General features: G+C 71.2%; 22 protein-coding genes. 10 read left to right on the top strand and 12 right to left on the bottom strand.

Annotated features, from left to right (window positions below):
- Nucleotides 1-438 precede the first annotated feature (438 nt).
- On the top strand, nt 439-2,040 hold the full coding sequence (locus E1200_RS14110; protein WP_207933339.1) for a class I adenylate-forming enzyme family protein: 1,602 nt from the start codon (nt 439-441) through the stop codon (nt 2,038-2,040).
- Between the two features lie 10 nt (nt 2,041-2,050).
- Here E1200_RS14110 and E1200_RS14115 read toward each other — a convergent pair whose 3' ends face one another.
- Nucleotides 2,051-2,836 carry an NAD(P)H-binding protein gene (locus E1200_RS14115; protein WP_131952412.1) on the bottom strand — a complete coding sequence of 262 codons (786 nt, stop codon included), beginning with the start codon at nt 2,834-2,836 and terminating at the stop codon, nt 2,051-2,053.
- A gap of 128 nt (nt 2,837-2,964) precedes the next feature.
- Nucleotides 2,965-4,386 carry an ATP-binding protein gene (locus E1200_RS14120; protein WP_243708547.1) on the bottom strand — a complete coding sequence of 474 codons (1,422 nt, stop codon included), beginning with the start codon at nt 4,384-4,386 and terminating at the stop codon, nt 2,965-2,967.
- 209 nt (nt 4,387-4,595) lie between these two features.
- On the opposite strand from E1200_RS14120, the gene E1200_RS14125 reads away from it, so the two are divergent.
- A complete protein-coding gene (locus tag E1200_RS14125) occupies nt 4,596-5,321 on the top strand; it encodes an MOSC domain-containing protein (protein WP_131952413.1) in 726 nt (241 codons plus the stop codon).
- A 224-nt stretch (nt 5,322-5,545) separates the two neighbouring features.
- Here E1200_RS14125 and E1200_RS14130 read toward each other — a convergent pair whose 3' ends face one another.
- The gene (locus E1200_RS14130) at nt 5,546-6,469 is read right to left on the bottom strand and encodes a hypothetical protein (RefSeq protein WP_131952414.1); all 924 of its coding nucleotides are present in this window, start codon (nt 6,467-6,469) and stop codon (nt 5,546-5,548) included.
- Between the two features lie 226 nt (nt 6,470-6,695).
- Between E1200_RS14130 and E1200_RS14135 the strand changes: the two genes are divergently transcribed.
- The gene (locus E1200_RS14135) at nt 6,696-7,184 is read left to right on the top strand and encodes an ATP-binding protein (RefSeq protein ID WP_347813217.1); all 489 of its coding nucleotides are present in this window, start codon (nt 6,696-6,698) and stop codon (nt 7,182-7,184) included.
- A 213-nt stretch (nt 7,185-7,397) separates the two neighbouring features.
- Here E1200_RS14135 and E1200_RS14140 read toward each other — a convergent pair whose 3' ends face one another.
- Nucleotides 7,398-9,575: an acyl-CoA dehydrogenase gene (locus E1200_RS14140; protein WP_131952416.1), complete on the bottom strand. Its 2,178-nt coding sequence runs from the start codon at nt 9,573-9,575 to the stop codon at nt 7,398-7,400.
- 169 nt (nt 9,576-9,744) lie between these two features.
- On the opposite strand from E1200_RS14140, the gene E1200_RS14145 reads away from it, so the two are divergent.
- The gene (locus tag E1200_RS14145) at nt 9,745-10,665 is read left to right on the top strand and encodes a 3-oxoacyl-ACP reductase (protein ID WP_131952417.1); all 921 of its coding nucleotides are present in this window, start codon (nt 9,745-9,747) and stop codon (nt 10,663-10,665) included.
- Between the two features lie 71 nt (nt 10,666-10,736).
- Here E1200_RS14145 and E1200_RS14150 read toward each other — a convergent pair whose 3' ends face one another.
- Nucleotides 10,737-11,513 carry an SDR family oxidoreductase gene (locus E1200_RS14150; protein ID WP_131952418.1) on the bottom strand — a complete coding sequence of 259 codons (777 nt, stop codon included), beginning with the start codon at nt 11,511-11,513 and terminating at the stop codon, nt 10,737-10,739.
- 47 nt (nt 11,514-11,560) lie between these two features.
- Nucleotides 11,561-12,181, bottom strand: a complete 621-nt coding sequence (locus E1200_RS14155; protein WP_131952419.1) for a TetR family transcriptional regulator — start codon at nt 12,179-12,181, stop codon at nt 11,561-11,563.
- A 191-nt stretch (nt 12,182-12,372) separates the two neighbouring features.
- On the opposite strand from E1200_RS14155, the gene E1200_RS14160 reads away from it, so the two are divergent.
- The 3 genes from E1200_RS14160 (at nt 12,373) to E1200_RS14170 (ending at nt 16,538) form a co-directional block, all read left to right on the top strand.
- Complete coding sequence (locus E1200_RS14160) at nt 12,373-13,881, top strand: FAD-dependent oxidoreductase (protein WP_131952420.1); 1,509 nt, start codon at nt 12,373-12,375, stop codon at nt 13,879-13,881.
- Complete coding sequence (locus E1200_RS14165) at nt 13,878-15,074, top strand: alpha/beta hydrolase (protein ID WP_131952421.1); 1,197 nt, start codon at nt 13,878-13,880, stop codon at nt 15,072-15,074. Before E1200_RS14160 ends, E1200_RS14165 begins: the two co-directional genes overlap by 4 nt.
- A 99-nt stretch (nt 15,075-15,173) precedes the next feature.
- A complete protein-coding gene (locus E1200_RS14170) occupies nt 15,174-16,538 on the top strand; it encodes a DUF2254 domain-containing protein (RefSeq protein ID WP_207933340.1) in 1,365 nt (454 codons plus the stop codon).
- Nucleotides 16,539-16,544: 6 nt separating this feature from the next.
- Here the strand turns inward: E1200_RS14170 and E1200_RS14175 are convergent, their stop codons facing one another.
- Both E1200_RS14175 and hsaA read right to left on the bottom strand, forming a co-directional pair.
- On the bottom strand, nt 16,545-17,198 hold the full coding sequence (locus E1200_RS14175) for a hypothetical protein (protein WP_243708548.1): 654 nt from the start codon (nt 17,196-17,198) through the stop codon (nt 16,545-16,547).
- A gap of 173 nt (nt 17,199-17,371) precedes the next feature.
- On the bottom strand, nt 17,372-18,556 hold the full coding sequence (gene hsaA / locus E1200_RS14180) for a 3-hydroxy-9,10-secoandrosta-1,3,5(10)-triene-9,17-dione monooxygenase oxygenase subunit (RefSeq protein WP_131952423.1): 1,185 nt from the start codon (nt 18,554-18,556) through the stop codon (nt 17,372-17,374).
- A 149-nt stretch (nt 18,557-18,705) separates the two neighbouring features.
- On the opposite strand from hsaA, the gene E1200_RS14185 reads away from it, so the two are divergent.
- The 3 genes from E1200_RS14185 to E1200_RS14195 are packed head-to-tail and all read left to right on the top strand — an operon-like array spanning nt 18,706 to nt 20,890.
- Nucleotides 18,706-19,857 (top strand): Rieske 2Fe-2S domain-containing protein, encoded by a 1,152-nt coding sequence (locus E1200_RS14185; RefSeq protein ID WP_131952424.1) that lies wholly within the window; start codon nt 18,706-18,708, stop codon nt 19,855-19,857.
- Nucleotides 19,854-20,099: a ferredoxin gene (locus E1200_RS14190; protein ID WP_131952425.1), complete on the top strand. Its 246-nt coding sequence runs from the start codon at nt 19,854-19,856 to the stop codon at nt 20,097-20,099. Before E1200_RS14185 ends, E1200_RS14190 begins: the two co-directional genes overlap by 4 nt.
- Nucleotides 20,096-20,890, top strand: coding sequence for an SDR family NAD(P)-dependent oxidoreductase (locus E1200_RS14195; RefSeq protein ID WP_131952426.1), 795 nt, complete (start codon nt 20,096-20,098; stop codon nt 20,888-20,890). Before E1200_RS14190 ends, E1200_RS14195 begins: the two co-directional genes overlap by 4 nt.
- Before the next feature lie 171 nt (nt 20,891-21,061).
- On the opposite strand, the gene E1200_RS14200 is transcribed toward E1200_RS14195, so the two are convergent.
- The 4 genes from E1200_RS14200 to E1200_RS14215 form a co-directional block, all read right to left on the bottom strand.
- Nucleotides 21,062-22,051, bottom strand: coding sequence for a hypothetical protein (locus E1200_RS14200; protein ID WP_131952427.1), 990 nt, complete (start codon nt 22,049-22,051; stop codon nt 21,062-21,064).
- A gap of 155 nt (nt 22,052-22,206) precedes the next feature.
- Nucleotides 22,207-23,019, bottom strand: coding sequence for an isocitrate lyase/phosphoenolpyruvate mutase family protein (locus tag E1200_RS14205; protein ID WP_131952428.1), 813 nt, complete (start codon nt 23,017-23,019; stop codon nt 22,207-22,209).
- A gap of 67 nt (nt 23,020-23,086) precedes the next feature.
- Nucleotides 23,087-24,070 carry a CU044_5270 family protein gene (locus E1200_RS14210; protein WP_131952429.1) on the bottom strand — a complete coding sequence of 328 codons (984 nt, stop codon included), beginning with the start codon at nt 24,068-24,070 and terminating at the stop codon, nt 23,087-23,089.
- The gene (locus tag E1200_RS14215) at nt 24,067-24,609 is read right to left on the bottom strand and encodes a sigma-70 family RNA polymerase sigma factor (RefSeq protein ID WP_131952430.1); all 543 of its coding nucleotides are present in this window, start codon (nt 24,607-24,609) and stop codon (nt 24,067-24,069) included. The genes E1200_RS14210 and E1200_RS14215 overlap by 4 nt, the downstream gene beginning before the upstream one ends.
- Nucleotides 24,610-24,705: the final 96 nt, after the last annotated feature.

A 24,705-nucleotide genomic window follows, 5' to 3' on the forward strand; every position in this document is an offset into this window, starting at 1 on the left:
GGGCTGTGGAGATGTGCGGGACCGGGGGTGGCGGGCGCCGGCGGTGCCCGTTGGAACGTTCCTGGCGCGGGACGGCGCCGTGGGCGGGCCCGGTGTCAGCCGGATCCGGCCGAGCCGGCCTCCCGCGAGAGGCCCTGCCCCGGACCGGTGGTGATCGCGGCCATGCCGCTCGAACTGTTCATTGCCACTCCGCTCAGTACTGCTTCGCGCACAGCCCGGTCCGCCCGCCGTTCCGGCAGGTCCGGACTACGCAGTCCTGGTGACGGTCATGGTGATGTGACATGGCGCACGTGGTGGGCGCAGTCCCGCTCACCGGGAGCGAGGGCGTCTCGCGGCGGCGGCCCGGCCGGGGGCGGCCGTCCCGCTGAGCGGAATCCGCAGGTGAATCCCCTGATTCGTGGGCCGACAATGAGCGGTCCGGCGAGGAGGAGGGGTCCGATGGAGATCGTCGAGAAGCTGACCGGTCCCGGCGGTGAGTTCGAGATGCGCGAGGAGGACGTCCTCGGCACACGGCTGCCCGTGTTCACCGGCCGCGCCCGCAGTCTCGGCGAGGTGCTCGCGCGCTCGGCGTCCTACGGCGACCGCGACTACATCGTGACCGCTTCGCGCCGGGTGAGCTTCGCCGAGCACGCCACCGCCGTCGCCTCCATGGCGAAGGCGCTGCGCGACGACCTCGGCGTGCGGCCGGGCGACCGCATCGCCATCAACGCCGCGAACAGCCCGGAATGGATCATCTCCTTCTGGGCGGCGATCGCCGCCGGCGCCGTCGCGGTCGGCTACAACGCCTGGTGGGCGCCGCGGGAGATCGAGTACGCGCTGGGGCACACCGACCCGAAGATCGTGATCGCGGACGCCAAGCGGGCCGCGCTGATCTCCGAGGACGTCCTGACGATCGAGAGGGACGTCCCGTCGCTGACGGCCCGCTACCCGGACGCGGAACTGGACGTCCCGGACGTCGCCGAGGACGACCCGGCGGTCATCCTCTACACGAGCGGCACGTCCGGGCGGCCCAAGGGGGCCGTCCACTCGCACCGCAACCTGACCTCGGTGATCGAGTACCACCGGTACAACGACGCGATGATGAACGTGTTCGGCATCGACCCGTCGACGCGCCGCTACCTGCTCGCCCTGCCGCTGTTCCACATCGCGTCCCTGCACAACCTGGCCGTCCCGCGGCTCGCCGGCGGCACCGCGGTGGTCATGACCGACGGCGGGTTCGACGTGGACAAGGTGCTCAGCCTGGTCGAGAAGGAGCGGGTGACGAACTGGGGCGCCGTCCCCACGATGGCGAACCGCATCATGGAGCACGACGACCTGTCGAAGTACGACCTGTCGTCCCTCACCGCGTTCGCGCTGGCGTCCGCGCCGTCCTCGCCCGCGTTCAAGGAGCGGCTCCGGGAGGTGTTCCCGCCGGCGCGCGGCGCCCTGGTCGACAGCTACGGGCTGACGGAGTCGTGCACCGCCATCTCCGTCGCCACCCCCATGGACCTCGCGGAGGCGCCCGGGACGCTCGGCCGCGCGAACATCGGCGTCGAGCTGGAGATCCGCGACCCCGAGGGCAGGCCGGTCCCCGAGGGCGTCGAGGGCGAGGTGTGCGCCCGCAGCGCCTACAACATGATCGGCTACTGGCGGGACCCGGAGGCCAGCGCCGCGGCCATCGACGCGGACCGCTGGCTGCACACCGGCGACATCGGCGTCATCGAGGACGGCCGGCTGCGGCTCACCACCCGCCGCTCCGACCTGATCATCCGCGGCGGCGAGAACGTCTACCCGATCGAGATCGAGAACGTCCTCGCCGAGTACCCGGGCCTGCGGGAGTGCGCCGTCGTCGGCGTCCCCCACCCGGACCTGGGCCAGGAGGTCGCGGCGGTCGCCGTGTTCGCCGGCACCCCGCCGTCCACGGAGGAGCTGACGGCGTTCGCGAAGGAGCGCCTCGCCTACTTCAAGGTCCCGTCCCGCTGGCACGTGACGACCGACCCGCTCCCCCGCAACGCCACCGGCAAGGTCCTCCGCAAGCAGATCGAGGAGGACATCGCCTGATTCGGCGCGGCTACGCGTCCGCGCGGGCCGGGGTCGCGCCGAGGCGCTCGTCCAGGAAGTCCTCCCAGGTGCGGGTGCCGTGGTCGGCGCCGTCCAGGGCCAGGTTGTCGCCGGCGCGGTAGGCGCGGCCGGCCTTCCCCGGTATGCGGACGGGCATGAACGGACGGCGCTTGCCGCGCGCTCCGAGGTATCCGCGGACCAACTCGTCGAGCCCGTAGACCTTCGGCCCGGCGAGGTCGGGCGCCCGTCCGGCCGGCTGGCCGAGCGCCAGGCCGGCGATCCGGTCGGCGACGTCGCGCGGGTCGACCGGCTGGAAGCGGAGGCCGCCCGGCTTCGGGACGACCGGGAGCCGCGCCATGCTCCGCACGACCTTCAGGACGAGGTCGTGGAACTGGGCGGCACGCTGGATCGTCCACGGCACCCCGGAGTCGATCACGGCCTGCTCCGCGTCGAGCTGCGTCTTCAGCCAGCTCAGCGGGACGCGGTCGGCGCCGATGACCGAGATGAACACCAGGTGCTTCACCTCCGCCCGCGCGGCGGCCCGCACGAGGTTCCGGGCCGCCTCGTCGTCACCCTTGGCGCCGCCCGCGAGATGGACGACGATCTTCGCCCCGGCGACGGCCTCCTCGACGCCCTCGTCCTTCAGCAGGTCACCGGTGACGTACTCGACACCGTCCGCCGCCTCCCGGCTACGCCGGCTGAGCACCCGCACGTCACGCCCGGCCTCCCGCAGAAGCGGGACGACATGCCGCCCAAGCGTCCCCGTGCCACCGGTGACCAGGATGGTTGACGCCATGATTCCTCCAAAGGCCCGCAAGCCGTGTGAGCTTTGTTCTCCTGCCTGTGCCCTCACGACTCAGCGGGCATCCGAAACGTGACATCACCCGGCGTCGGACCGACCACCGCAAGCGGTTACCTGGTGAATCAGGGGCGCCAGGCGGCGACAACGTCCTGCGGCGTCCAGACCAGGTCGATCGGATCGGCGGCGTCCACGCCCGAAAGGGAGACCGCAACCAGAGCGGTCGTCGCCGGGTCCAGGCCCGGGACCTGGGTTGCGGAGCGGCGGAGTTCGGCCAGGTCGTGGGCGTCGAAAGGGCTGTTGAGCCATTTGATGGAGCCGGCGAAGCGGATGCGGTCCGCGACTGGGGCCCGGTCCGCGCCGATGAGGTCGATCTCGGGGTCGAACCGGCGATTCCACCATCCGCCTACCGTTTCGACGTCCGGCCAGGGCAGGTCCGCCAGTTCGAGGGATTGGCGGATCAGAGGCTCGACGGCCCGGCCGCGCCAGGACGTCCAGCGGCGCCGGACGAGGCGGAAACCCGCTTCGGGGCGGCCTCGGCGGGCCTGTTCGTGCGCCGCTCGCAAAGCGGCCAGGTAGAGGCGCAGGTTGCTGTCCGCGACCCGGTAGAGGGCGGGCTTCCCCGGTCTGGTGGACAAGGGCTCGTCAATGGCGAGGACGTTCTTCTCATTGGTGAGGCGGCGCAGCAGTGGTGAGAGGGTTCCCGACGGAAGAACTCCATCGCGGCTGCCGGCGCTCGCGGCGATGTTGGCGTGGGTCCGGTCACCCGCGCCGACGGCCTCCAGGACGCGGCGAGAGAGGTCGGGGTTGGGGAATTCGGCCAGCAGAGACGCTTCCGGAACGTTGAAGAGCGCCGCGGCCGGGTCGGCACATTCCGTTTCCATGAATTCGAGGGCGGGTGTTCCGTGCGGCCAGGTGCGGATGATGCCGGGGAGACCGCCCGAAACGAGGTGCGCGTCAATGGCGTCCGCCGCGTCGAGTCCGAGGGCCTCGCCCGTGTCGGCCGGGTTCAGCGGGCCGAGTACCAAGTTGTCGGCGCGTCCGTAGAAAGGCCGGTCGTAGGCGGTGAGCCTTTCCATCATATGAATGTCGGAACCCAGCAGCAGGAGAAGGACCGGCTTGGACGACAGCAGCCGGTCCCATGCCGTTTGCAGTGCGCCGTCGAACAGCGGGTCCTGTTCGGCCAGCCATGGCAGCTCGTCCAGGACGACGATCGACGGCCTGTCAGGGAGGGTCGTGGCCAGGATCCGGAAAGCGTCCGGCCAGCTGCCATTCTCCAGGAGCGGGACGAGTTCGGGGTCGGCCGGCAGGGCGGACTCCTTGAGGTCGCGCAGGAACGCGGCCACCGCCTCGATGGGCGAGGCGCCCTTGGTGGCCGTGGAGAAGACGTAGGGCACTTCGGACAGGTCGCAGAACTCCTGGACGAGCCGCGACTTGCCCACCTGGCGGCGGCCCCGGATGGCGACGGCCGTTCCACCGCCCGTGGCGGAGACTCGATCCATCCGCTTCGCCAGCAACGCCAGTTCGACCTTCCTGCCGATGAACAAGGTAGCTCCAAACTATGTAGACGCCATCTATGTAGATTCAGTCTACATAGTATGGACGCGTGCCGCCCCGCCCCGCTTCGCGTCCCGGCCGGCGCGCCGCCGGGACCGCGGTCACGCCGCACGGCAGGGTCAGAAGTGTGGGTCGGCGCCGGTGATATGACATGGGAGTTGCCCGACGCAGGACGCGCCGCGCGGACTACCTTGGAAGCATGTCCGACCTGCATGCGGCAGGGACGGGGGCTCCCTTCGCCGCCCGGATCCTGACCCTCAGCGTCGGGACGGTCGGCGAACTCCCCTACAAGGGCCGCACGATCCGCAGCGCGTTCGCCAAGAAGCCCGTCGGCACGCGGATCGAGGCCACCAAGGACGGCCTGGCGGGCGACGAGCAGGGCGACCGCGTCAAGCACGGCGGCCCCGACAAGGCTGTCTGCGTCTTCCCCGCCGAGCACTACCCGCACTATGAGCGGTTGCTCGGCCGCCCCCTTGCCCGGCCGGCCTTCGGCGAGAACCTCACCACCTCCGGGCTGGACGAGCACGAGGTGTGCATCGGGGACGTGTTCCGCGTCGGCGACGCCGTTCTGCAGGTGACCCTCCCGCGCAACCCCTGCTACCGCCTCGCCGCCCGGTACGGAGTGCGGGAGTTGCCGCTCTGGTTCGAACGCTCCGGACGGACCGGCTTCTACCTGCGGGTCCTCCAGGAGGGCCGGATCGGCGCGGGAGACCGGCTCGAACCGGTCGAACGCCCACACCCGCGGGCCACCGTCGCGGAGGCGAACCGCCTCATGCACCACGACAAGCGCGACCTGCCGGCCATCCGGGTGATCCTCGTCCCCGAACTCGGCCAGAACTGGCGCCGCACCTTTGAACGCCGCCTGTCCGGCACCATCGAGGACCCGTCCCGCCGCCGCTACGGCCCCGCCGCTCCCTTATCCTGAGTTCCCACCGCCCGGCACACAGAACGCCCGGAAAGTGGAACAGCGATGTAGGTGCCGGATCGCGTTGCGCCCCACCAGCCCGGCGACAAGAGCGAACACCGGGGCCATGGCCGCCCCTGGCGCTCATGAGACGCCCCTTGCGTGATCGCTGACTCCGGGATGCTCGACCGGCCAGGGAGCGCATTATCGGTCACCTGAAAACAACGGGCCTGTGATCTCTTGAATCAAGATACGGAAAGCAGATTTCGCGCACGAACGAGCGATTCCTGGTTGTGCTTCCTGATTGCAGTGATCTCGGCTCCGAAGACGCGCATCGCGGCCGTGTAGTACCGGCCCTCAAGCTCCCTCCGCTTGGCGGCATACCCCTGCTCCCGCTCGCATTCGGCGTCAGAGACCGCCATTTCTACTTCAAGCTTGAAGGCAGCACTCTGATCCATGGTCTTATAGGCGCCGGCAGCCTTGCTGCGTGCACTCTCCGGATTTGCTAGACCAGGATGCCCCGCTGATGTCATGCACTGCGCCCACACCTTGTTCAAGGCGACCATCTCCGGATCCGCAGCGGCCTTCTTGCGAGCTATGATCGGGATATTGGCAGCGAGATACGAACTCTTGAGCGTCTGCTCAAGCGATCCGAAGATCTTCTTTCTCGCTTCCGAGAGGCAACCTTGAGGGGACGTCTCTATCCGGCTGCCGTCCGGCAGTTCCACCTTGATTCTCTCCACGGAGTCCGGGCCATAGAATGCCTCGCCCCAACTCTTACGCTGCTGGTCCGTCATCTGTCGAAGGCCGGAGGGGTCCGGGTGGTCGGCGGCCCGGGAGAGCCGTTCCCTTGAGCCGTAACCATCGCGTTTCGCCGCAGCGACGGTAATTCCATATTCATCACGACTCATTGTCGGGTGCACATCGCTGGAAGGAGAGGCCAGTTTCACATAATGGAAGCCCTTGGCGGTCATGCAGCGGTGAACGAGCTCCTCCTCGGCGGCAAAACGCGTATCGGCCCCCTCGAACAGGCTCTGGAGTTCGTCGCGGATCCCGGCGTCTGGAGCCTCGGGCACCTTCCACGTCTTCTGCCGGGCCTCTGTCGCCGCCGGTGTGGAGCCATCACTGCACCCGACGAGTACACCGGCTGCGGCGACCACGGTGATCAACGGCACGATTAAGCGGCGAGCACGTCCCCGGCACCTTCGCATGAGGTGTAACCGCACCTCACAGCCATCATCGATTCGATTGGCCGACATGTCGCTCCTCAATTCGTCAGCAGGTTGGGCCTGAGTTCCAGCCGTGGTGGCCAGCGCCGCGGTCAGGGTACACGCCCGAGCCCCGCAAGCGAGATATGCCCTCGCACGCCTCGCACGGTCACGTTAACGTAGTGCGGTGGATTTCCGGCTTTACTCATGGGGAGCCGCCCACATCGCGGACGCCGTTCTTCTCATCGTCAGCGAATTGACCGCCAATGCGGTACAGAGCACGCCGGATCGGGAAATCCGCGTCAGATTGCTGCGGCCTCCTCGGGCGGTGGTGTTCGAGGTGTGGGACGCCTCCGACGCTCTCCCACTCGCGCGGCCCGTCGTGGAACTCACGCTCGATGACGTCCGGCCGGACGGGCGGGCGCTGGACGAGGGATACGACGATGGGACGGGCGGCCGGGGGCTGCCGCTGGTGCAGGCCGTCTCGCACGACTGCGGGGGGGGCGTGGAGGACATCGGGATCGTGGTCGTTGTGCGGGCCGTGCCGGACGGGTGGGCCTATCACCAGGCGCAGTGGGGCCGGCTCGGGTACCTCTGCCCCTGTGGGGACGCTGGGGCGGCGGCCGAGCGGATCGACGGGTTGCTGCGGTCGCGGCTGTTCTCGGTCAGCGGGTGAGTGGGGCGGGGGGCTTGGCATTGCGTTCAAGCGCCTGCTCGATGGTGAACTCCCGCCCGTCCGGGACCCGGTACCGGATCGTGAACCGGCGGGTGGACGTCCCGCCGCCCGAGCGGAGACTCGTTGACTTGCGGCGTGTTGCCCTTTTCAGCACGCCCATAAGGGCGACACGCCGCAAGTCAACGCACCCGGTGGACCTTGCCAGGTCGAGCGTCAGGGGGCTATCGGGTCTCTGGGGAGACCTAGGAGGCGTTCGGCGATGATGTTCAGTTGGACGTCTGTCGTGCCGCCCGCGATCGACAGGTTCCGGGAGTTCAGGAACATCCAGGTCGGGTCGCCCATGCCGCCCTCGCTCTCGCCGGTGAGGGCCTCGGGGCCGATCCAGTCGACGGCGGTCTCCCACACCTGCTGGATGTGTTCGACGCCGATCAGCTTGCCGATGCTGGACTCGGCGCCCGGCTGCCCGCCCGCCAGGGAGCGAAGCGTGGTCCGCAGGCCGAACAGGCTGCTGGACTGGGCGTCGCACAGGATGGCGCCGAGGGTGGTGAGGCGCTCGTCGCCCGCCCCTCCGGCGGCCAGTTCGAGCAGTGCCTCGCCGCCGCTGCCGAGGGACGAATCGTTCGACAGCGACACCCGCTCGTTGGCAAGGGTCGTGCGGGCGAGCTTCCAGCCGTCGCCGGGGGCGGCGACCAGCAGTTCGTCCGGGATGAACACCCCGTCCAGGAACACCTCGTTGAACAGGGTGTCGCCGGTCAGTTCGCGGAGCGGGCGGATGTCGATGCCGGGCGACTTCATGTCGAGCAAGAAGTACGACAGGCCCTTGTGCTTGGGGACGGACGGGTCGGTGCGGGCGAGGAGGATGCCCCAGTCGGCCTCGCGGGCCATGGACGTCCACACCTTCTGCCCGGTGACCTTCCAGCCGCCTTCGACCTTCTCCGCGCGGGTGGACAGGGCGGCGAGGTCGGAGCCGGCGCCGGGCTCGGAGAACAGCTGGCACCAGCGGATGTCGCCGCGCAGCGATCCGGGCAGGAACCGCTCGTGCTGGGCGGACGAGCCGTGCTCGATCAGTGTCGGCACCACCCAGTTGCCGATGACCATGTCGTGCGCGCGGAGCCCGGCGGCGCGCATCTCCTCGGCGATGACCAGCTGGGTGACCGCGTCGGCGCCCTTGCCCCACGGGGCGGGCAGGTGCGGGGACGTGTAGCCGCGGTCGGCGAGGTAGGTGACGCGCTCCTGGCCGTCCAGGGCCTTGGCCGGTTGCAGTTCGGCGCGGATCTCGGCGCGGATCCGCCCGGCCTCGGGCGGCAGCTCGACGGCGAGTTCGCGGCGGACGCCGTCCAGCGTGAGGCGTGCGACGCGGCGGCGCCAGCCCGCGGTGGAGCCGAGCAAGATCCGCAACGTCTGGGCGCGGCGCAGGTACAGGCTCGCGTCGTGTTCCCAGGTGAAGCCGATGCCGCCGAGGGTCTGAATGCAGTCCTTGGCGGTCTGGAACGCGGCCTGCACACTGGTCGCGCCCGCCACGGCGGCGGCCAGCGACGCCTCTTGGGCTCGGGTCTCGTCTTGGGCTCGGGCGGCGTCCCAGGCGCAGGCGCGGGCCTGCTCGGCGTGGGCGAGCATGCGGGCGCAGCGGTGCTTGACGCCCTGGAACTGGCCGATCGGCCGGCCGAACTGCTCGCGGACCTTGGCGTACTCGGCGGCGGTCGACGTCGCCCAGTCGGCCAGGCCGGACGCCTCGGCCGCGAACAGCACCGCCGCGAGATCACGGACGTCCTGGGCGTCCACGTTCAGGAGTGAACGGGCCGGGATCGTCGTATTCTCGGCCTCGATCCTGGCCAGGCGGCGGGTCAGGTCGTGGCTGGGCAGCTCGTGCACCTTGACGCTGTCGCTGAGGACGGCTAGCCAGGCCGTCCCGTCGCCGTCCTTCGCGGGCAGCACGAGGACGTCCGCGAGGGCCGCGCCCATGATCGGGGCGGACGTGCCGGTCAGCGTGATCTCGGTGGCGGAGCGCGACAGCGTCAGCCCGCCCGGTCCCAGGCCGACCGCGCCGGTCTTCGTGCCGTCGGCCAGCAGGGGCAGATGCTCCGCGTGGCCTGCCCGGTGCAGGACGGCGCTCGCCAGGACGGTCGGCAGGAACGGGCCCGGCGCGATGGCGCGTCCCAGCTCCTCCACGACGACGGCCAGTTCCAGCAGGCCGTAGCCCGCGCCGCCCGCGTTCTCCGGAAGGTGCAGGCCGAGGAGCCCCTGCGCGGCCAGGTCGTCCCAGAACGGCGGGAGCTTCTCCCGGTCAGCGTCCACGGTGGCGCGCACCACCGTCTGTGTCACCTGCCGGGCCGTGAAGGCGCGGACGGCGTCGCGCAGGTCGCGGTGCTCGTCCGTCAGTCCGATGGTCATGCGCACGAGACTAGAATTCGTTCTCATTCCACGGCGGCCCTCGTCCCGCTGAGCGGTCCGAGCCGTTCAGAGTGGGCGCGCGGACCCGCTCAGCGGGACGGCGCCGGAGGGAAAAATAGAATACGTACTAGCCTCCGGCGTGCAGATGGACACCGACCCGGAGGCTCCGATGAACGCTGACCTCTCCCTGGCGGGCCGCACCGCCGTCGTCACCGGCGCGGGCGCCGGGCTCGGGCGCGCCGAGGCGCTCGCGCTGGCGGCGCAGGGCGCGAACGTCGTCGTCAACGACATCGGCTCTGCCGCCGGCGACGTCGTCGCCGAGATCGAGGAGGCGGGCGGCAAGGCCGTCGCGGTGGCCGGGGACGTCGGCGCCTGGTCGATGGGCGACACGCTGGTGTCGGCCGCCGTCGACACGTTCGGGTCGCTGGACATCGTCGTCAACAACGCGGGCGTGCTGCGCGACAAGATGCTGTTCAACCTGTCGGAGTCGGACTGGGACGACGTCATCCGCGTCCATCTAAAGGGGCACGCGGCCGTGTCGCGCGCTGCCGCCGTGCACTGGCGTGCGGCGAGCAAGGCCGCCGGGGGCCCGGTCTATGGGCGGGTCGTCAACACGGCGTCGGAGGCGTTCCTGTTCGGGGCGGCGGGCCAGCCGAACTACTCGGCGGCGAAGGCCGGCATCGTGGCGCTCACCCTGTCGACGTCCGCGGGCCTCGGCCGGTACGGGGTGCGGGCCAACGCGATCTGCCCGCGCGCCCGGACGGCGATGACCGAGGCGACGTTCGGCGAGGGCACCTCCCCCGGCGGGCTGGACGTCATGGCGCCCGAGCGGGTCGGGTCGTTCGTCGGCTACCTGGCGTCCCCCGCCGCCGAGAAGATCACCGGGCAGGTGTTCGTCGTCTACGGCGACATGGTGGCGCTGATGGCCGCGCCGACCGTGGAGCGGAAGTTCACCGCGGCGGACGGCGTCTTCTCCGTCGCGGAGCTCGGCGAGCAGATCACCCCCTACTTCGAGGGCCGCGACCCGCACCAGACCTACGCCGCCTACGGCGTCGCCGCGCTCGACGACACCGGCACCAGCAAGCACTGACCCCCGAGACCGCCGATGGCCGCCCCGTGGCGCGAGGGGGCGGCCATCGGTGTACTCGGCCATCGGTGTGGTCAGAAGACTTCAGGCCCGCGCAGGGACGGCTCGGCGCCGCCGTCCACGTAGATGACCTGGCCGGTCATGTGGGTGTTGACCGGGGAGATCAGCCAGCGCAGCGCCTCGGCGATCACCTCGGCGTCGGCGTAGCCGTTCAGCGGCATCGGGACGGCCTCGTTCATGATCTGGAACATGGCCTCGTCGGCGAACAGCGGCTCGGTCATCGGCGTCCGGACGACGCCGGGCGCGATCGCGTTCAGCGGGATGCCCGCGCCCGCCCACTCCGGGGTGACGCAGGCGCGGCGCAGCCACTGGGCGAGCGCCGACTTCGAGGACGTATACGTCTGATATCCGGCGCCGGCCTCGACGACCTTCTCGGCCGCCTGCAGCGCTGCGGCCTCGTCGCCGTCCAGGCAGGCCCGGACGATGGCCTCGTCCACCGGGTGGGTCCCGGCGATGGAGCCGACGACGGCGGCGCGGGGCGCCTCGGCGCGGGCGAGGGCGGGGCGCAGGCCCTCCATCAGGGCGACCGCTCCGAAGTAGTTGACCTTGACGGGGAGGACGGTGGGCTCGGAGACGCCGGCGCAGGCCACGACCGCGTCCAGCGTCCCGCCGGAGAGGTCGAGCACCTCGGCGACCGCCCGCGACCGGCCGTCGGGTCCGCCGAGGTCGGCGCTGACCTCCGCGTCGCGCAGGTCGATCCCGATGACGGTGTCGCCCGCGTCGCGGAGCATCGAGGCGAGGGCCTGGCCTATGCCGGACGCCGAGCCGCTGAGGGCGATGGTCCGTGCCATGTGGGGGTCCCTTCTGGAGGTGTGCGCCGCCGCCGGGACGGGCGACGTCACCGAGCGGCGGCGGCGTTCGAGCGGGGCGCCAGCAGCAGCCGGCAGGCAAGCCGGATGTCGGTCTCCACGTCGGCCATGGAGGAGCGTCCGTTCAGGCTCGACTGGAGCACCCCGTACCAGCACTGCATCAGCAGCCGGACGAGGGTGACGTCCTGCGCGGTCGGGTCCTCGATGCCGACGGCGCGCAGCAGGATGTCGCGGAACGTGTTGTCGATGTGGACGGTGTCGGCGACGGTCGCGACGTGCGCGGTGTTCGACGCGTGCAGCATCGACGTCGACAGGACGGGCTGCGCCATCAGGTGCCGGCTGGCCTGCACCAGCAGGTCGGCGACCGCGTCCTCGGCGGCGGTGCCGGGCGCGGGCTCGGTGACCTGGTCGCGCAGGCGGTCGACCTGCGCCGCCATCACCGCGGTGAACAGGTGCACCTTCGACGGGAAGTACCGGTAGAGGGTGCCGATCGCCACCCCCGCCGCCTTCGCCACCTCGTGCATCTGTACGCGTTCGAGGGGTTTGTCCGCACCGATGCGCGACGCGGCGCGCAGGATGCGCTGGCGCCGGTCGTGCTGCTCCGGTGAGCTCGGCTCGGCGGACAGCCTGCCCGCTGCGATCCTCGCCACGGTCCTCCCCCCGGGTCCTGCCGCCCGCTGACCTGCCGAGGCCGGCCGGTCGCGTCCTGACACGGAACAATATCCGCAGTCACGGCCGTCCCCGCGATCGGCGATACCGGTCAGTGGGACCGGACGGCCTCGGGCCCGAAAGCCGCGCCTACGGTGTGCGCGCGTCAGGTTCCCGGAGGCTGGAGGCTCGCGTGACGTGGGACGACGAGTACGACGTGGTGGTCGCCGGGTCCGGCGCCGGGGCGATGGCCGGTGCGTTCGCGGCGGCGTCGGGCGGGCTGCGGACCGCCGTCCTGGAGAAGACGGACCGGCTCGGCGGGACGTCCGCGTACTCGGGGTCGGCGATCTGGCTGCCGGGGACGCGGGTCCAGGAGCGGGCCGGGATCGGCGACTCGACCGAATCGGCGCGCACCTACCTGCGGGCCCTGCTCGGCGACGACGACGCCGCGCACCGGGAGGCGTTCCTGGAGACGGCACCGGAACTGGTCGACTTCCTGGAGCGGGACCCCGCGATCGAGTTCGAATGGCGCGCGTTCCCCGACTACTTCGACGCGCCCGGACGCCTCGACGGGGGACGCTCGTTCGTCCCCCTCGACCTGCCGGTGGAGCGGCTCGGCGACCTGGCGGGGCTCGTCCGCCCGCCGGTCGACCGGGACCGCGCGGGACGCGGGCACTCGGCCAAGCCGATGGCGCAGGGGCGGGCACTGATCGGGCGGCTGCTGCTGGCGTTCACCGCGACCGGCAACGGCACCGTCCGCACCGGCACCGCGCTGACCGGCCTGATCGTCGAGGACGGCCGGGTCACCGGCGTGGAGGCGGCGACGGCGGACGGCCCCGTCCGGCTCCGGGCAGCGCGCGGGGTGCTGCTGGCCGCCGGCGGGTTCGAGTCGTCGGCCGCGCTGCGCGGCGAGCGGAACGTGCCGGGCGACGCGGAACGGACGATGGCCCCGGATGGTGCGAACACCGGCGACGCCATCGAGGCGGCCGTGCGGATCGGCGCCGCCACCGGGCTGCTCGACCAGGCATGGTTCTGCCCCGGTCTCCTCACCCCGGACGGGCGGCCGGCGTTCACGCTCGGCTTCCGCGGCGGGCTCATCGTGGACGGGTCGGGACGCCGCTTCGCCAACGAGTCGCTGCCCTACGACCAGATGGGACGGCGGATGGCCGCCGCGCAGGGCCCCTTCCACCTGGTCTTCGACGCGCGGTCCGGCGGGCTGCCGGCGATCTCCGTCCCGCCGCTGGTGCCGGACGACCAACTCGCCTCGGGCGCGTGGATCCGCGCGGACACGCTCGGCGGGCTGGCCGCCCGCATCGGGCTCCCGGCAGCCGCGCTCGCCGCGACCGTGGAGCGTTTCAACGGCTTCGCGGAGAAGGGCGTCGACGAGGACTTCCACCGCGGCGAAGACCCCTACGACCGCTACTTCTCCGGCGGCCGGTCCTGCGTCGTGGCGGTCGACCGGCCGCCGTACTACGCGGCGGAGGTCGTCCTCAGCGACCTCGGCACGAAGGGCGGGCTGCGCACCGACCCGGACGGCCGCGTCCTGGACGGCTTGGGCCATCCCATCCCCGGCCTCTACGCCGCGGGCAACACCGGTGCCTCGTTCACCGGCCCCGTCTACCCGGGACCGGGCATTCCGATCGCGTCCGCGATGGCGTTCGCCTACCGCGCCGTTCAGAAGATCAGGAGGGATCACGCATGAGATCTGCCAGGAAGCGCGCGGTGGCCCTGGCCGCCGCGGCCGTCACCCTCGGCGGGACGGCCGGTTTCGTCGCCGTCCCGGCGCAGGCCGGAGAGCGCGGCGGGCACGGTGTGCCGCCCGGACACCGCGGCAGGCTGCTGCACACCGCCCCGCTGACCAACGCGGCGGCCCTGCCCAGCGCCGCCGCCAACCGGAAGATCGGCTACACGTCGGAGGGCGTGGGCGGGAAGCGGATCACCGTGACCGGCACGGTGGCGATCCCGAAGGGCAAGGCGCCGCGCGGCGGCTGGCCCGTGATCAGCTGGGCGCACGGGACGACCGGGACCGCCGACGTGTGCGCGCCGTCCGCCGACACCCCGACCGGGCCGGCCCACGACTACCTCGCCTACAGCGAGCGGTACCTGGACAAGTGGGTGGCCCAGGGCTACGCCGTCGTCCAGACCGACTACGAGGGCCTCGGCACCCCGGGCGGCCACCCGTACATGAACGGCGTCAGCCACGCCAACACCGTCGTCGACATCGTGCGCGCCGCCCGCGAGATGGACCGGCGCATCGGACGCGACTGGTTCGCGGTCGGGCACAGCCAGGGCGGCCAGGCGGCCCTGTTCACCGCCGCGCAGCGGCAGACGCCGCGGGACGTCCGGCTGAAGGGCTCCCTGGCGCTGGCCCCCGGTTCCTTCATCAGCCAGACCCCCGGCTACGTCAGGGCCGGGCTGCCGGGCGCGCAGGGCGCGCTGCCGTTCCTGTTCGTCATGCTCACGGGCTCGCAGGCGGCCGATCCGTCGCTCGTGCCGGAGGACCTGGTGACCGAGGAGGCCGCCCCGCTCGTCGAGGCGACCCGCACCAGCGCCTGCACGGCCCAGCTCAGGGAGCTGAGCGCGGACCTGCCGCCGGAGAACGTGTTCCGGCCGGACGCGGACCTGGCGCCGCTGGAGAACTACCTCCGCTCCCAGGAGCCGCTCGGCCTGGCTCTGAAGGTGCCCACGTTCGTCCTCCAGGGCTCGGCCGACACGCAGGTCACGCCTGGGGCGACCCAGACCGTGGTGGCCGACCTGTGCACGAGGTACGGCGGCATCACGTACGGCGAGTTCGAGGGCGCCGACCACCGCGGCCTCATGGACGTCTCCTTCGAAGAGGCCCTGGACTACGTCCGGGACCTCCGCGCCGGCCGCACTCCGCCGAGCGCCTGCTGACCCGGGCGCGCGGCCTCGTCGCCTGGACGGCGATGAGGCCGCGCCCCCCGGCTCACCAGCGAGCCGTTTCGGCGGCGCCGGGGAGGCGATCATGACGGGATGAGGACGCACAAGGAACTGGCGCCCGGAGTGAAGCTGTCGGCGGCGCTGTACCACTTCCGGGAGAGCCTGTTCCTGCTCCCGGCGCTGGTCGTGGTCGGCGGCCTGGTGGCCGTGGAGGTCGCGGCCGCCATCGACGAGCGCATCGGGACGGACAGGCACGTCCCCGCGACCGTCGACATGAACAGCAACGCGGCGACGTGGCTGCTGAGCACCGTCGCGGGCGCCACGATCACCACCGCCGGCGTCGTGTTCTCGCTGACCGTCGTGAGCCTGCAGCTGGCGAGCAGCCAGTTCTCGCCGCGGGTGATGCGCTCGTTCATCCGGGACCGGCTGAGCCAGGTGGTCGTCGGGCTCCTGGTCGGCACGTTCGTCTACAGCGTCCTGGCGCTGCGGCACATCAACGCGGAGTCGGCGGCGCCCGCCCCCAAGATCACGGTCACGGTCACGGTGGTCCTCACGGTCACCACCGTCCTGCTGATCATCGCCCACCTCAACCGGCTGGCGCACCGGCTCCAGGTCGGCGAGGTGGTGCGCTCGATCTCCGGGGAGGGCGAGGAGGTCCTGCACGCCCTGCTGCGGGCGGGCGCCCACGAACGGCCGGCGGACGACGTCCCGGCCGAGGCGGACGCGGACTCGACGTACGTCGTCCCCGCCGACCGGGCGGGCTGGGTGACCCAGGCGCCCGCGCGGCTCATCCTCCGCGCGGTCCCGCCCGGCACGACCGTCCGCCTCGAAACGCGGACGGGCGCGTTCATCCACGAGGGCGAGGCGCTGGTCACGCTGTGGCCGGCGCCGCACGAACCCGAACGGGTGCTCCGGCGCCTGTCGGCCACCGTCGAGGTCGCCGACACCCGCACCATGCAGCAGGACGTCGACTTCGCGCTCCGGCAGCTGGTCGACGTGGGGCTGCGCGCCCTCAGCCCCGCCGTCAACGACCCGACCACCGCGGTCGAGGCGTCGCTGCGGGTCGGCGGGCTGCTGCGGCACGTCCTCGTCTCCGACCTGCCCCCGGAGAAGGTCCACGGGCCGGAGGAGCGGGTGCTGCTGCGCCCGTACTCGCTGCGGCACGACGAGTACATCCAGCACGGCTTCGACCAGCTGCGCCAGGCGTCGCCGTCCCAGCCGCACGTGGTCGCCGCGCTGCTGCGGATCCTGCGGATGCTGATCCAGCACGTGACGGACGCCGGCCGCCCCGAGCACGTCCCGGCGCTGCGCCGCCAGATGCGGCTCCTCCTCGAAGCGGTCGACGAGCAGCCGGGCCTGCACCCGGAGGACCGGGAGCGGCTCCGCGCGATCGCCCGTGACACCACCGACCCGGCCGACCACGAGAACCCGGTCTCCCAGTCCGGCGACCCTCAGTGACCCGGGTCAGCCCGCGGGCCAGCCGCATCCGCCGCAGAACCTGGCGTCGCCCAGGTCGGTGCCGCAGTTGGTGCAGAACTTCCTGGTCTCGGTCGGGGCGGACGCCTGCGCCGCGCCGCAATTGCGGCAGAACCGGCCGCCACCGGCGTCCTGCCCGCAGGACCCGCAATTGCCGGTGGCCTGCTCGCGGTAATTGACGTCGCGCGTCCAGTCCTGCTCCCGGATCCGCTCGTTCAATTGCCGCCGCTGCGCCTCGGCCTGCATTCCGGCGACCTCCTGGCCCAGCTTGGGAGCGCATTTGACGCACAGCCCGCGCTCGCCGTTCCAGCACACCTGCCCGCACACCCACGTGCCGCAGCGCCCGCACTGCTCGAACTGCGCGGACACCTCTTCGACGGCCTTGGCGAGCGCCTTGTCGCGGGCGGCGCCGCGCTGCCTGCTCCCGTGCAGCCCCTGCGCCTGCCGCCCGAGCCGGGACGCCTGCGCGCCGGCCTGCCCGCCGAGCAGGCCGCCGCCCATCTGCAGCAGCTTTCCGCCGAACCCCGTGATCGAGCGCTGGAAACTCGACGTGTGGCCGTTCCTGCACCGCTGGCAGAAGAACTCGAACTGGAAGCCGTCGCTGTTCGAGCGGTCCCGGTAATTGCTGGTGAACGGCACCATGGAAGCCAATTCCCATCCCCCTCCCCGCACTCGCCCCCGGTGGGCGGGCCCGTGTCGGCGGCAGGCTAACAGCCCCCTTACCTGCGGGTTCATCCGGGTTCGGACCACGACCTGCGGTTATGCCGGGCAAGCCCGGTGAGTCCGGCTCTCGTCACCGCACCGCCGAAAGCCGTTCAGACGAGGTTGTCCTCGACCTTGAGGCCGAAGATCCCGCGTCCCCACATCGACAGGGCGTGCTCCACCTCGTTGGCGACGTGCAGGCTCCCGGCGTGGGCGTCGCGCCAGGCGCGCTCGATGGGGTTGCCCCGCTGGAGCGAGTTGCCTCCGGCCGTCTTGAACAGGACGTCGATGGCCTCGATGGCGCGTTCGGTGCCGCGGACCTGGTCGCGGCGGGCGCGCAGCCGCAACTCCATCGGGATCTTCTCGTTGCGCGCCGCGAAGGTGTGGATGTCGCGGATGTTCCGGTCGGTCTGCAGAACCGCCGCGTCGATCTCGGACGCGGCGCGGGCGACGGCGACCTGCGCGAACGGGTCCTCGACGAACCGGCCGCCGCCGAGGCTGAGCCGGATCCGGTCGCGCATCCGCGCCACGTAGTGGTCGTGGCAGCCCGCCGCCATCCCGATCACGCTGGCGGTGACGGTGCTGGTGAAGATCGTCCCGAACGGCATCCGGTACAGCGGCCCGGTGTTGACCTTGCGGCCGGGGTTGCGGAGCTGCGCCTGCTCGAAGTTGCGCATCGCCCGGTGCTCGGGCACGAACGCGCCCTCGACCACGATGTCGTCGCTGGCGGTGCCGCGCAGGCCCATCGAGTCCCACACCTCGCGGATCTCGTAGTCGTCCTTGGGGACGAGCACCGTCATGAAGTCCACGGGACGGCCCTCGGCCCCGACGACGAGCGCGCCGAGCAGCGCCCACGAGGCGAACTCGACCCCGGACGAGAACGACCACCGCCCGGTCACCTCGTAGCCGCCGTCCACGGGGGTGAGGCGTCCGATCGGGGCATAGGACGAGGCGACGAGAGTGTCCGGCCCGGCGTCCCACACCTCGCGCTGCGCCTCGTCCGCGAACAGGCCGAGATGCCAGGAGTGCACGCCGAGGATGGCCGAGACCCAGCCGGTCGAGCCGCACACCCCGGAGATCGCCCGGATCACCTCGTAGAAGGCGACCGGGTCGCCCTCGGCGCCGCCGTAGCGGGTGGGCTGCAGCATCCGGAACACCCCGGCCGCGGTGAGCTCCCGGACGGTCTCGGCCGGGATCCGGCCCTTCTCGTCCACGGACCTGGCCCGCTCGGCGATGCCGGGCAGCAGCTTCCGCACGCCCTCCAGGACCTCGTTGCTCCCCGGTTCACTGCCGCTCATCGAGACGCTCCCGTCTTCCCTACTCCGGCCCCTGCAGGAGACCATGCCGGTGAATCGCCGCGGGCCCGGGCGTCCCGGCCAGCGGGACTCCCGCGACCTGACGGTGACCTGCGACCTAACGTTCGAATCACCCGTCCACCGCCGAAGGGATGATCAACGTGACCGCAACCGAGTCGGACGCCGTCCGCGCCATCGAGGCGGCGGCGATCTCCCGCCGCTTCGCCCGGGGATGGCACTGCCTCGGGCTGGCCGAGAAGTTCCGGGACGGCAAGCCCCACACGGTCAACGCGTTCGGGCAGAAGCTCGTGGTCTTCACCGGCGAGGACGGCAAGACCAACGTCCTGGACGGCTACTGCCGGCACATGGGCGGCGACCTGTCCGACGGCACCGTCAAGGGCAACGAGATCGCGTGCCCGTTCCACGACTGGCGCTGGGGCGGCGACGGCCGCTGCAAGAAGATCCCCTACTCCCGCCGCGTACCGCTCCGGGCGCGGACGGCGTCGTGGCCGACGATGGAGCAGGACAAGCTGCTGTTCGTCTGGAACGACCCCGAGGGGAGCAAGCCCCCGGCGGACGTGACGATCCCGGTGATCGAGGGCGCGACCCGCGACGACTGGACCGACTGGCGCTGGACCGAGACGGTCGTCAACACCAACTGCCGCGAGATCATCGACAACGTCGTCGACATGGCGCACTTCTTCTACATCCACAAGTCGTTCCCGACGTACTTCAAGAACATCTTCGAGGGCCAGGTCGCCACCCAGATCATGAAGGGCCGCACCCGCGACGACGCCCGCCGGCAGACCACCGGCGGCGGCCCGCGGATGCTCGGCAACACCTCCGTCGCGTCCTACCACGGCCCCTCCTTCATGATCGACGAGCTGACGTACCACTACGAGGGCTACGACCTGCACTCCGTCCTGATCAACTGCCACTATCCGATCGACGAGAACTCCTTCTCGCTGCACTCGGGCATCATCGTCCAGCACAGCGACGCGCTGCCGCCGGAGGCGGCGGAGGCCACCGCGCAGAAGCTCTCGGACTTCATTCTGACCGGTTTCGAGCAGGACATCGCGATCTGGCGCCGCAAGGCCCGCATCGACAACCCGCTGCTGTGCGAGGAGGACGGCCCCGTCTACCAGCTCCGCCGCTGGTACGAGCAGTTCTACGTGGACGTCGCCGACATCAAGCCCGAGATGACCGACAGGTTCGAGTTCGAGATCGACACCACCCGCCCGGTCGAGTCGTGGGAGAAGGAGGTCGAGGAGAACCTCGCACGCCGCGAAGGGGCCGTCTCGTGACCGCGGACGACCGCCTCCTGGACGCCCCCCTGGCGCCCGTCGCCTGCCGCCGCTGCACCGCCGAGGTCCTGGTGCGCAAGTCGAGCTGGGAGCAGACGAGCATCCAGTGGAACGCCGCCGCCCGCGCCGCCTGCGTGAACCTCACCGACCCCCACGAGACGTGCCCGGCCCTCCGCTCCGCCATCCAGGAGGCCGCCCTGACCGGAGCGGTGACGGTCGTGGACCCGGAGAAGGACGAATGATCGACACCTACGGCCCGTGGGCCGTCATCGCCGGCGGCTCGGAGGGCGTCGGCGCCGCCTTCGCGCACCGCCTGGCCGACGAGGGGCTGAACCTCGTCCTCATCGCCCGCAAGCCCGGCCCCCTGGCGGACACCGCCGAGGCCGTCCGGGCGAAGGGCGTGGAGGTCCGCACCCTAGAGCTCGACCTCGTCTCCCCCGACCCGCTGAAGAAGGTCCGCGAGGTCACCGACGACCTGGACGTCGGCCTGCTCATCTACAACGCGGGCGCGAACAGCTACGGCCACGAGTTCGTCACCGGCGACCTGAACCGCTTCCAGGACGTCATCGACCTGAACATCACCGCCCAGCTCGCCTTCACGCACCACTTCGGCGCGCTGATGAAGACCCGAGGCCGCGGCGGCATCCTCCTGGTCGGCTCCCTCGCCGGCTACATGGGCCAGCCGCAGATCAGCGTCTACTCCGCCGTGAAGGCGTTCGGCCGTGTCTTCGCCGAGGGCCTCTGGCTCGAACTGCGCGAACACGGCGTGGACGTGCTGGAACTCGTCCTGGGCGTGACCCGAACCCCCGCCATGGAACGCGCGGGCCTGAACATGGACACCCCGGGCCTGAACGTCGCCGAACCCGACGACATAGCCCGCGAGGGCCTCGAACACCTCAAGGACGGCCCGGTCTGGGTAGCGGGCGGCAACTACGAAATGGCGCAGAAACGCACAGGCTTCCCCCGAGACCGCCTAGTCGCCGGCACCCACAAAGCCATGCAACGCCTCCTCCCGGAGCCCTCCAAGCCTTGATCCCGAGTTGAATCGAGCAGGCCACGAAACCGGCGGGCGACCGGGGAGTTGGCTGGCCGGATTCGCCCCCTTGTAGCCGTGGGGCGTCCCGTCCGGGGGCACCTACGGCAACCCGATCGACCCCGGCCCGGGGATCTCCACGTTCTGACGGAGGAGCCCCCCCGTCCGGGCCTACTTGGTCAGGCGCAGGGCATCGAACGCGAACGTCATCGCCGCGTGGCACAGCGGTTCGGGCGGGTCACCGTGGAGCACCACAGTCCAGCGCAGGAACCTCGCCACGATGACGGCAACGGGCTCGCCGGTCTCGGTGGTGAGGCTGAAGGCGACGCCGGGTTGGTCCTCGCTCCCGGGGTAGGGGACGATCCGGCCGAGCGGCGTCCGGTCGGGGGCCAGGAGCTCCAGCCGGGGCGGGGAGTGGGTGACGCTCCGGACCACCAGCGTCAGCCGCCCGCCGGGAGCGAACACCGCGAACCCACCGGCCAACCGCGCGGCGAAGAACGCGATCTCCTCCGAGGGGGCGTGGGCGGCGACGAACGGCCGGCGGGTCGCGAACCGCCGTTCCCCGAGTCCGGCCCCGGCCAGAGCGCTCGGCGGGCGGGCCGAGGCGCGGAATCTCAGCAGCGTCCGGCCGCGGCCGTCCCGAAATCGGCGCCGGCCCGTCACCGAGGACCCGGTGCCTTCGCCGACCTGGGCGAGCACCCACCGTGCGCGTGCCCGCGCTCGGAAGTGGAAGAAGAAGACCACCCCCACGACGGGCAGTGTCGCCGCCCACATGAGCGCCCCGGGGATCACCGCGTGCCGCGACCGGTCCAGGCCGCCGGCGTACGGGCCGATCGGCCCGACCCGCACCGGCACCTCCCGCCCGATGTCGGCCCGGCCGACCCCGGACACATGACCGGATCCCCGGGTGCCGTCGGCGAACCGCCATTCGCCCCGGCAGTCCAGGAACTCGGTATCGCGCATCGGCTTCCGCTGCTCGCACACCTCGACGGTGGCTACGGCCCGCTCCCCCCACACGACCGTGTAGATGACCACCCCGGGGAGGACGAGCATGAAGAACGCCATCAGCAGCACCCCGAGAACGAAGGAGGCCGGAGCGGTGGCGGCCTCGATGAAACCCTTGGGCCCCGCCCACCGGTCCGACTTCACCGCTGCGGTCATTCCGCCTCTCTCATTTCGTCGGGGTGTGCCGCGCCGGCCGGGAATCGTCACCGGCCCATCTTGCGGCGGAGGTCGTCCATAATGGCCATCGATCCGCAGCCGGCTTGGCCGCTGCCCAACGACTCGGCCGGCGAGCACTCATGTGAAGAGGCCGGTCACTCTTCAAAGGCGGGAAGTAGGTCCGACATCGGGGCGATATCGGCGACGAAGCCGAATCGGCCTTCGCGCATCTCGCGCGCGCCGTCCACGAACGCGCGCAGGGCGAGCCTGGAGAGTGCGCCGCCGATGCTCACCCGCCGGACGCCGATCTCGCCCAACTGGTCCAGCGTGATCGAAGGATCGGCGAAGCCCATCACGACATTGACGGGCCTGTCGACCGAGCTGACCACCGTGCGCATCTGCTCCAGCGTGCGCAGACCCGGGGCGTACAGGACGTCTGCACCGGCGTCCTGGAACGCCTGCAGCCGGCGGATGGTGTCATCGAGGTCGTCGACCCCGTGCAGCAGGTTCTCGGCCCGCGCGGTGAGCAGGAGCGGGACGGGCAGCGCGCGGGCGGCCTCCGCGGCGGCGCGGACCCGCTCGACGGCCAGGTCGAAGTCGTAGATCGGGCGGCGCCGGTCCCCCGTCGCGTCCTCGATGGACGCACCCGCGGCCCCGTGCGCCGCCGCCTCCGCGATCATCTCCGCCGCCTCATCTGGATCGTCGGCGAAGCCGTTCTCCAGATCCGCGTTGACCGGCAGCGGGGTCGCCTGGTCGATGGCACGGCAGTTGTCCAGGATCTCCCGGCGACTCGCACGGCGGCGACCGTGCGAATTGGCGACCCCGAGGCTGGTGGTGCCGAGCGCCTCGAAACCGAGAGCGGCCAGCAGCCGGGCCGTTCCAACGTCCCACGGATTGGGAAGAAGGAGCGGCTCCGGCCGCCGATGAAGCTCCTGAAACCTGGCCGCCTTCGAGGCGCGATCCGTCATGGACACACACCCTCGTTCGGCCGTCCCCATAAGTCAAAGCCCCGCTGCCGGAATAACGCCGATGAGATCAGGGTCGTCGGCCGGCCTCCGCAACGACCCCGATCGCCACACGCACCATGAGCCGCTGCACCGTCCCCGCCTTGACCGTGAACCCGGGCTCGACCGTACGGCTCTTGATCGCGATCGCGCGTTCGCCCAGGTAGGCGTAGGTCTCCGGGTCGAGGAGCACTTCCTCGTGCAGCCAGCCGTCCACCGTCAGGCCGAGACCGATCGCCGGGCGCCCCGCGGCGTCGACCCGGCCCTCGACCGGCGTCACCCCGGGAATCAGCTTTATCGCCCGGAAGATCACTGCCTCCGTCTCCGCGGAATGGACACTGTCCCGCAGAAGCGTGACCAGCGTCTGGTAGGCCATGAAGTAGTGCTCCTTGCTCCCGCCGACCTTCCGCAGCAACGCCGCGGGATCACTGGGCAGGGGCTCGTACTTGACCGCGACGGACGACGACACCGTTTCGTGTCCGGTCTGAAGCTCACCGTCCTTATAGGCGGCGAACCGCCTCCCATCGCCTCGCCGCCACACCTCCCAGGTTTCCGTCTTGTACGGACCACCGCTGACGAGTCCGGCAGGCTTCGCCGACGAGGTCAGCTTCATCTTCGTGTAGACCCATTGCCGAGGCCCGGGTGCATTGAGCGACCGGTTCTCAGCGGCCTCGGCGGCCAGATCGAGAACGTGTCCCGCCTCGGCGGCCGACCCCAGCGAGATGCTCGGGGGCGTTGGCGCCTCTTCACCGGCTTGCAGGACGACCCCGCCGACCGCGATCGCCGCCATAGCACCGACGGCGCCGAGGCGTACCCCAAGACCAGGGAATCGGCGGGCCGGCACTCCCCCGCGCTCGCCGTCTCCCACCTCAACGGGGATTTCCTCGGGCGGCGCAAGCGTCATGATGTCCCTCGCGAGGTCGCGCGCTGCCGGCCGGCCGGCGAATCCGGCCAGGTCCTCATCGTGAACGCGGGCCATCGCCCGCACCGGGTCGTCACTGGGATGGGGCTTCATGTCAGGGAGCTCCGTTCGCTGACGGGACGCTTGGCGCCCCTTGGCATGGATTCGATCTGCGCCGAACGCAGCGCACGGGAGAAGCGCTTGCGCGCCCTGTGCAGCCGGACGCGCGCGGCCCCGGCGGAGCAGCCGAGGACGGCCGCGATCGCGGCGTGATCAAGCCCCTCCCAGGCGACCAGGCCGAGCAACTCGCGATCGTCGTCGGACAGGCCGCCGAACGCCTCCGCAATGGCCGACGCCTCGACGGGGTCGGCGTCGACCGAGGCGATCTCCTCTCGAAGGCTCGTCGTGCGCCGCCGGCGTCGCGCCTCGCCACGCCAGTGATTGGCCAGGACCCGGCGCGCGACCCCGTACAGCCACAGCCGCGCCCTGTCACCGGCCGGGATCTCGTCCAGCCGCCGCCACGCGATGGTGAACGTCTCCGCGACGATGTCGGCCGCGTCGTCCGGGGACGAGCAGCGGCGCAAGACGTAACCGAGAATCGGCTCGTACGTCGCGGCGTACATCGCCTCGAACCGCGCCTCGCGGTCATCCATCGAAGTCCCGATGGTCGGATCTGTCATAGGGCACTGGGCTCTCCTCCACTAGGGAACACCCCCTACGTGTCGAGCACCCCCCAGCCGTTACCGCAC

The organism is Actinomadura sp. GC306 (assembly GCF_004348665.1).
In the GTDB taxonomy this organism is placed as follows: domain Bacteria; phylum Actinomycetota; class Actinomycetes; order Streptosporangiales; family Streptosporangiaceae; genus Spirillospora.

Excerpts from the sequence above, each read along its gene's own strand:
- E1200_RS14110 (WP_207933339.1), top strand. The coding sequence starts at position 439 with ATGGAGATCGTCGAGAAGCTGACCGGTCCCGGCGGTGAGTTCGAGATG.
- E1200_RS14115 (WP_131952412.1), bottom strand. The coding sequence starts at position 2,836 with ATGGCGTCAACCATCCTGGTCACCGGTGGCACGGGGACGCTTGGGCGG.
- E1200_RS14125 (WP_131952413.1), top strand. The coding sequence starts at position 4,596 with ATGTCCGACCTGCATGCGGCAGGGACGGGGGCTCCCTTCGCCGCCCGG.
- E1200_RS14140 (WP_131952416.1), bottom strand. The coding sequence starts at position 9,575 with ATGACCATCGGACTGACGGACGAGCACCGCGACCTGCGCGACGCCGTC.
- E1200_RS14145 (WP_131952417.1), top strand. The coding sequence starts at position 9,745 with ATGAACGCTGACCTCTCCCTGGCGGGCCGCACCGCCGTCGTCACCGGC.
- E1200_RS14150 (WP_131952418.1), bottom strand. The coding sequence starts at position 11,513 with ATGGCACGGACCATCGCCCTCAGCGGCTCGGCGTCCGGCATAGGCCAG.
- E1200_RS14165 (WP_131952421.1), top strand. The coding sequence starts at position 13,878 with ATGAGATCTGCCAGGAAGCGCGCGGTGGCCCTGGCCGCCGCGGCCGTC.
- E1200_RS14170 (WP_207933340.1), top strand. The coding sequence starts at position 15,174 with ATGAGGACGCACAAGGAACTGGCGCCCGGAGTGAAGCTGTCGGCGGCG.
- E1200_RS14175 (WP_243708548.1), bottom strand. The coding sequence starts at position 17,198 with ATGGTGCCGTTCACCAGCAATTACCGGGACCGCTCGAACAGCGACGGC.
- hsaA (WP_131952423.1), bottom strand. The coding sequence starts at position 18,556 with ATGAGCGGCAGTGAACCGGGGAGCAACGAGGTCCTGGAGGGCGTGCGG.
- E1200_RS14185 (WP_131952424.1), top strand. The coding sequence starts at position 18,706 with ATGATCAACGTGACCGCAACCGAGTCGGACGCCGTCCGCGCCATCGAG.
- E1200_RS14195 (WP_131952426.1), top strand. The coding sequence starts at position 20,096 with ATGATCGACACCTACGGCCCGTGGGCCGTCATCGCCGGCGGCTCGGAG.
- E1200_RS14200 (WP_131952427.1), bottom strand. The coding sequence starts at position 22,051 with ATGACCGCAGCGGTGAAGTCGGACCGGTGGGCGGGGCCCAAGGGTTTC.
- E1200_RS14205 (WP_131952428.1), bottom strand. The coding sequence starts at position 23,019 with ATGACGGATCGCGCCTCGAAGGCGGCCAGGTTTCAGGAGCTTCATCGG.
- E1200_RS14210 (WP_131952429.1), bottom strand. The coding sequence starts at position 24,070 with ATGAAGCCCCATCCCAGTGACGACCCGGTGCGGGCGATGGCCCGCGTT.
- E1200_RS14215 (WP_131952430.1), bottom strand. The coding sequence starts at position 24,609 with ATGGATGACCGCGAGGCGCGGTTCGAGGCGATGTACGCCGCGACGTAC.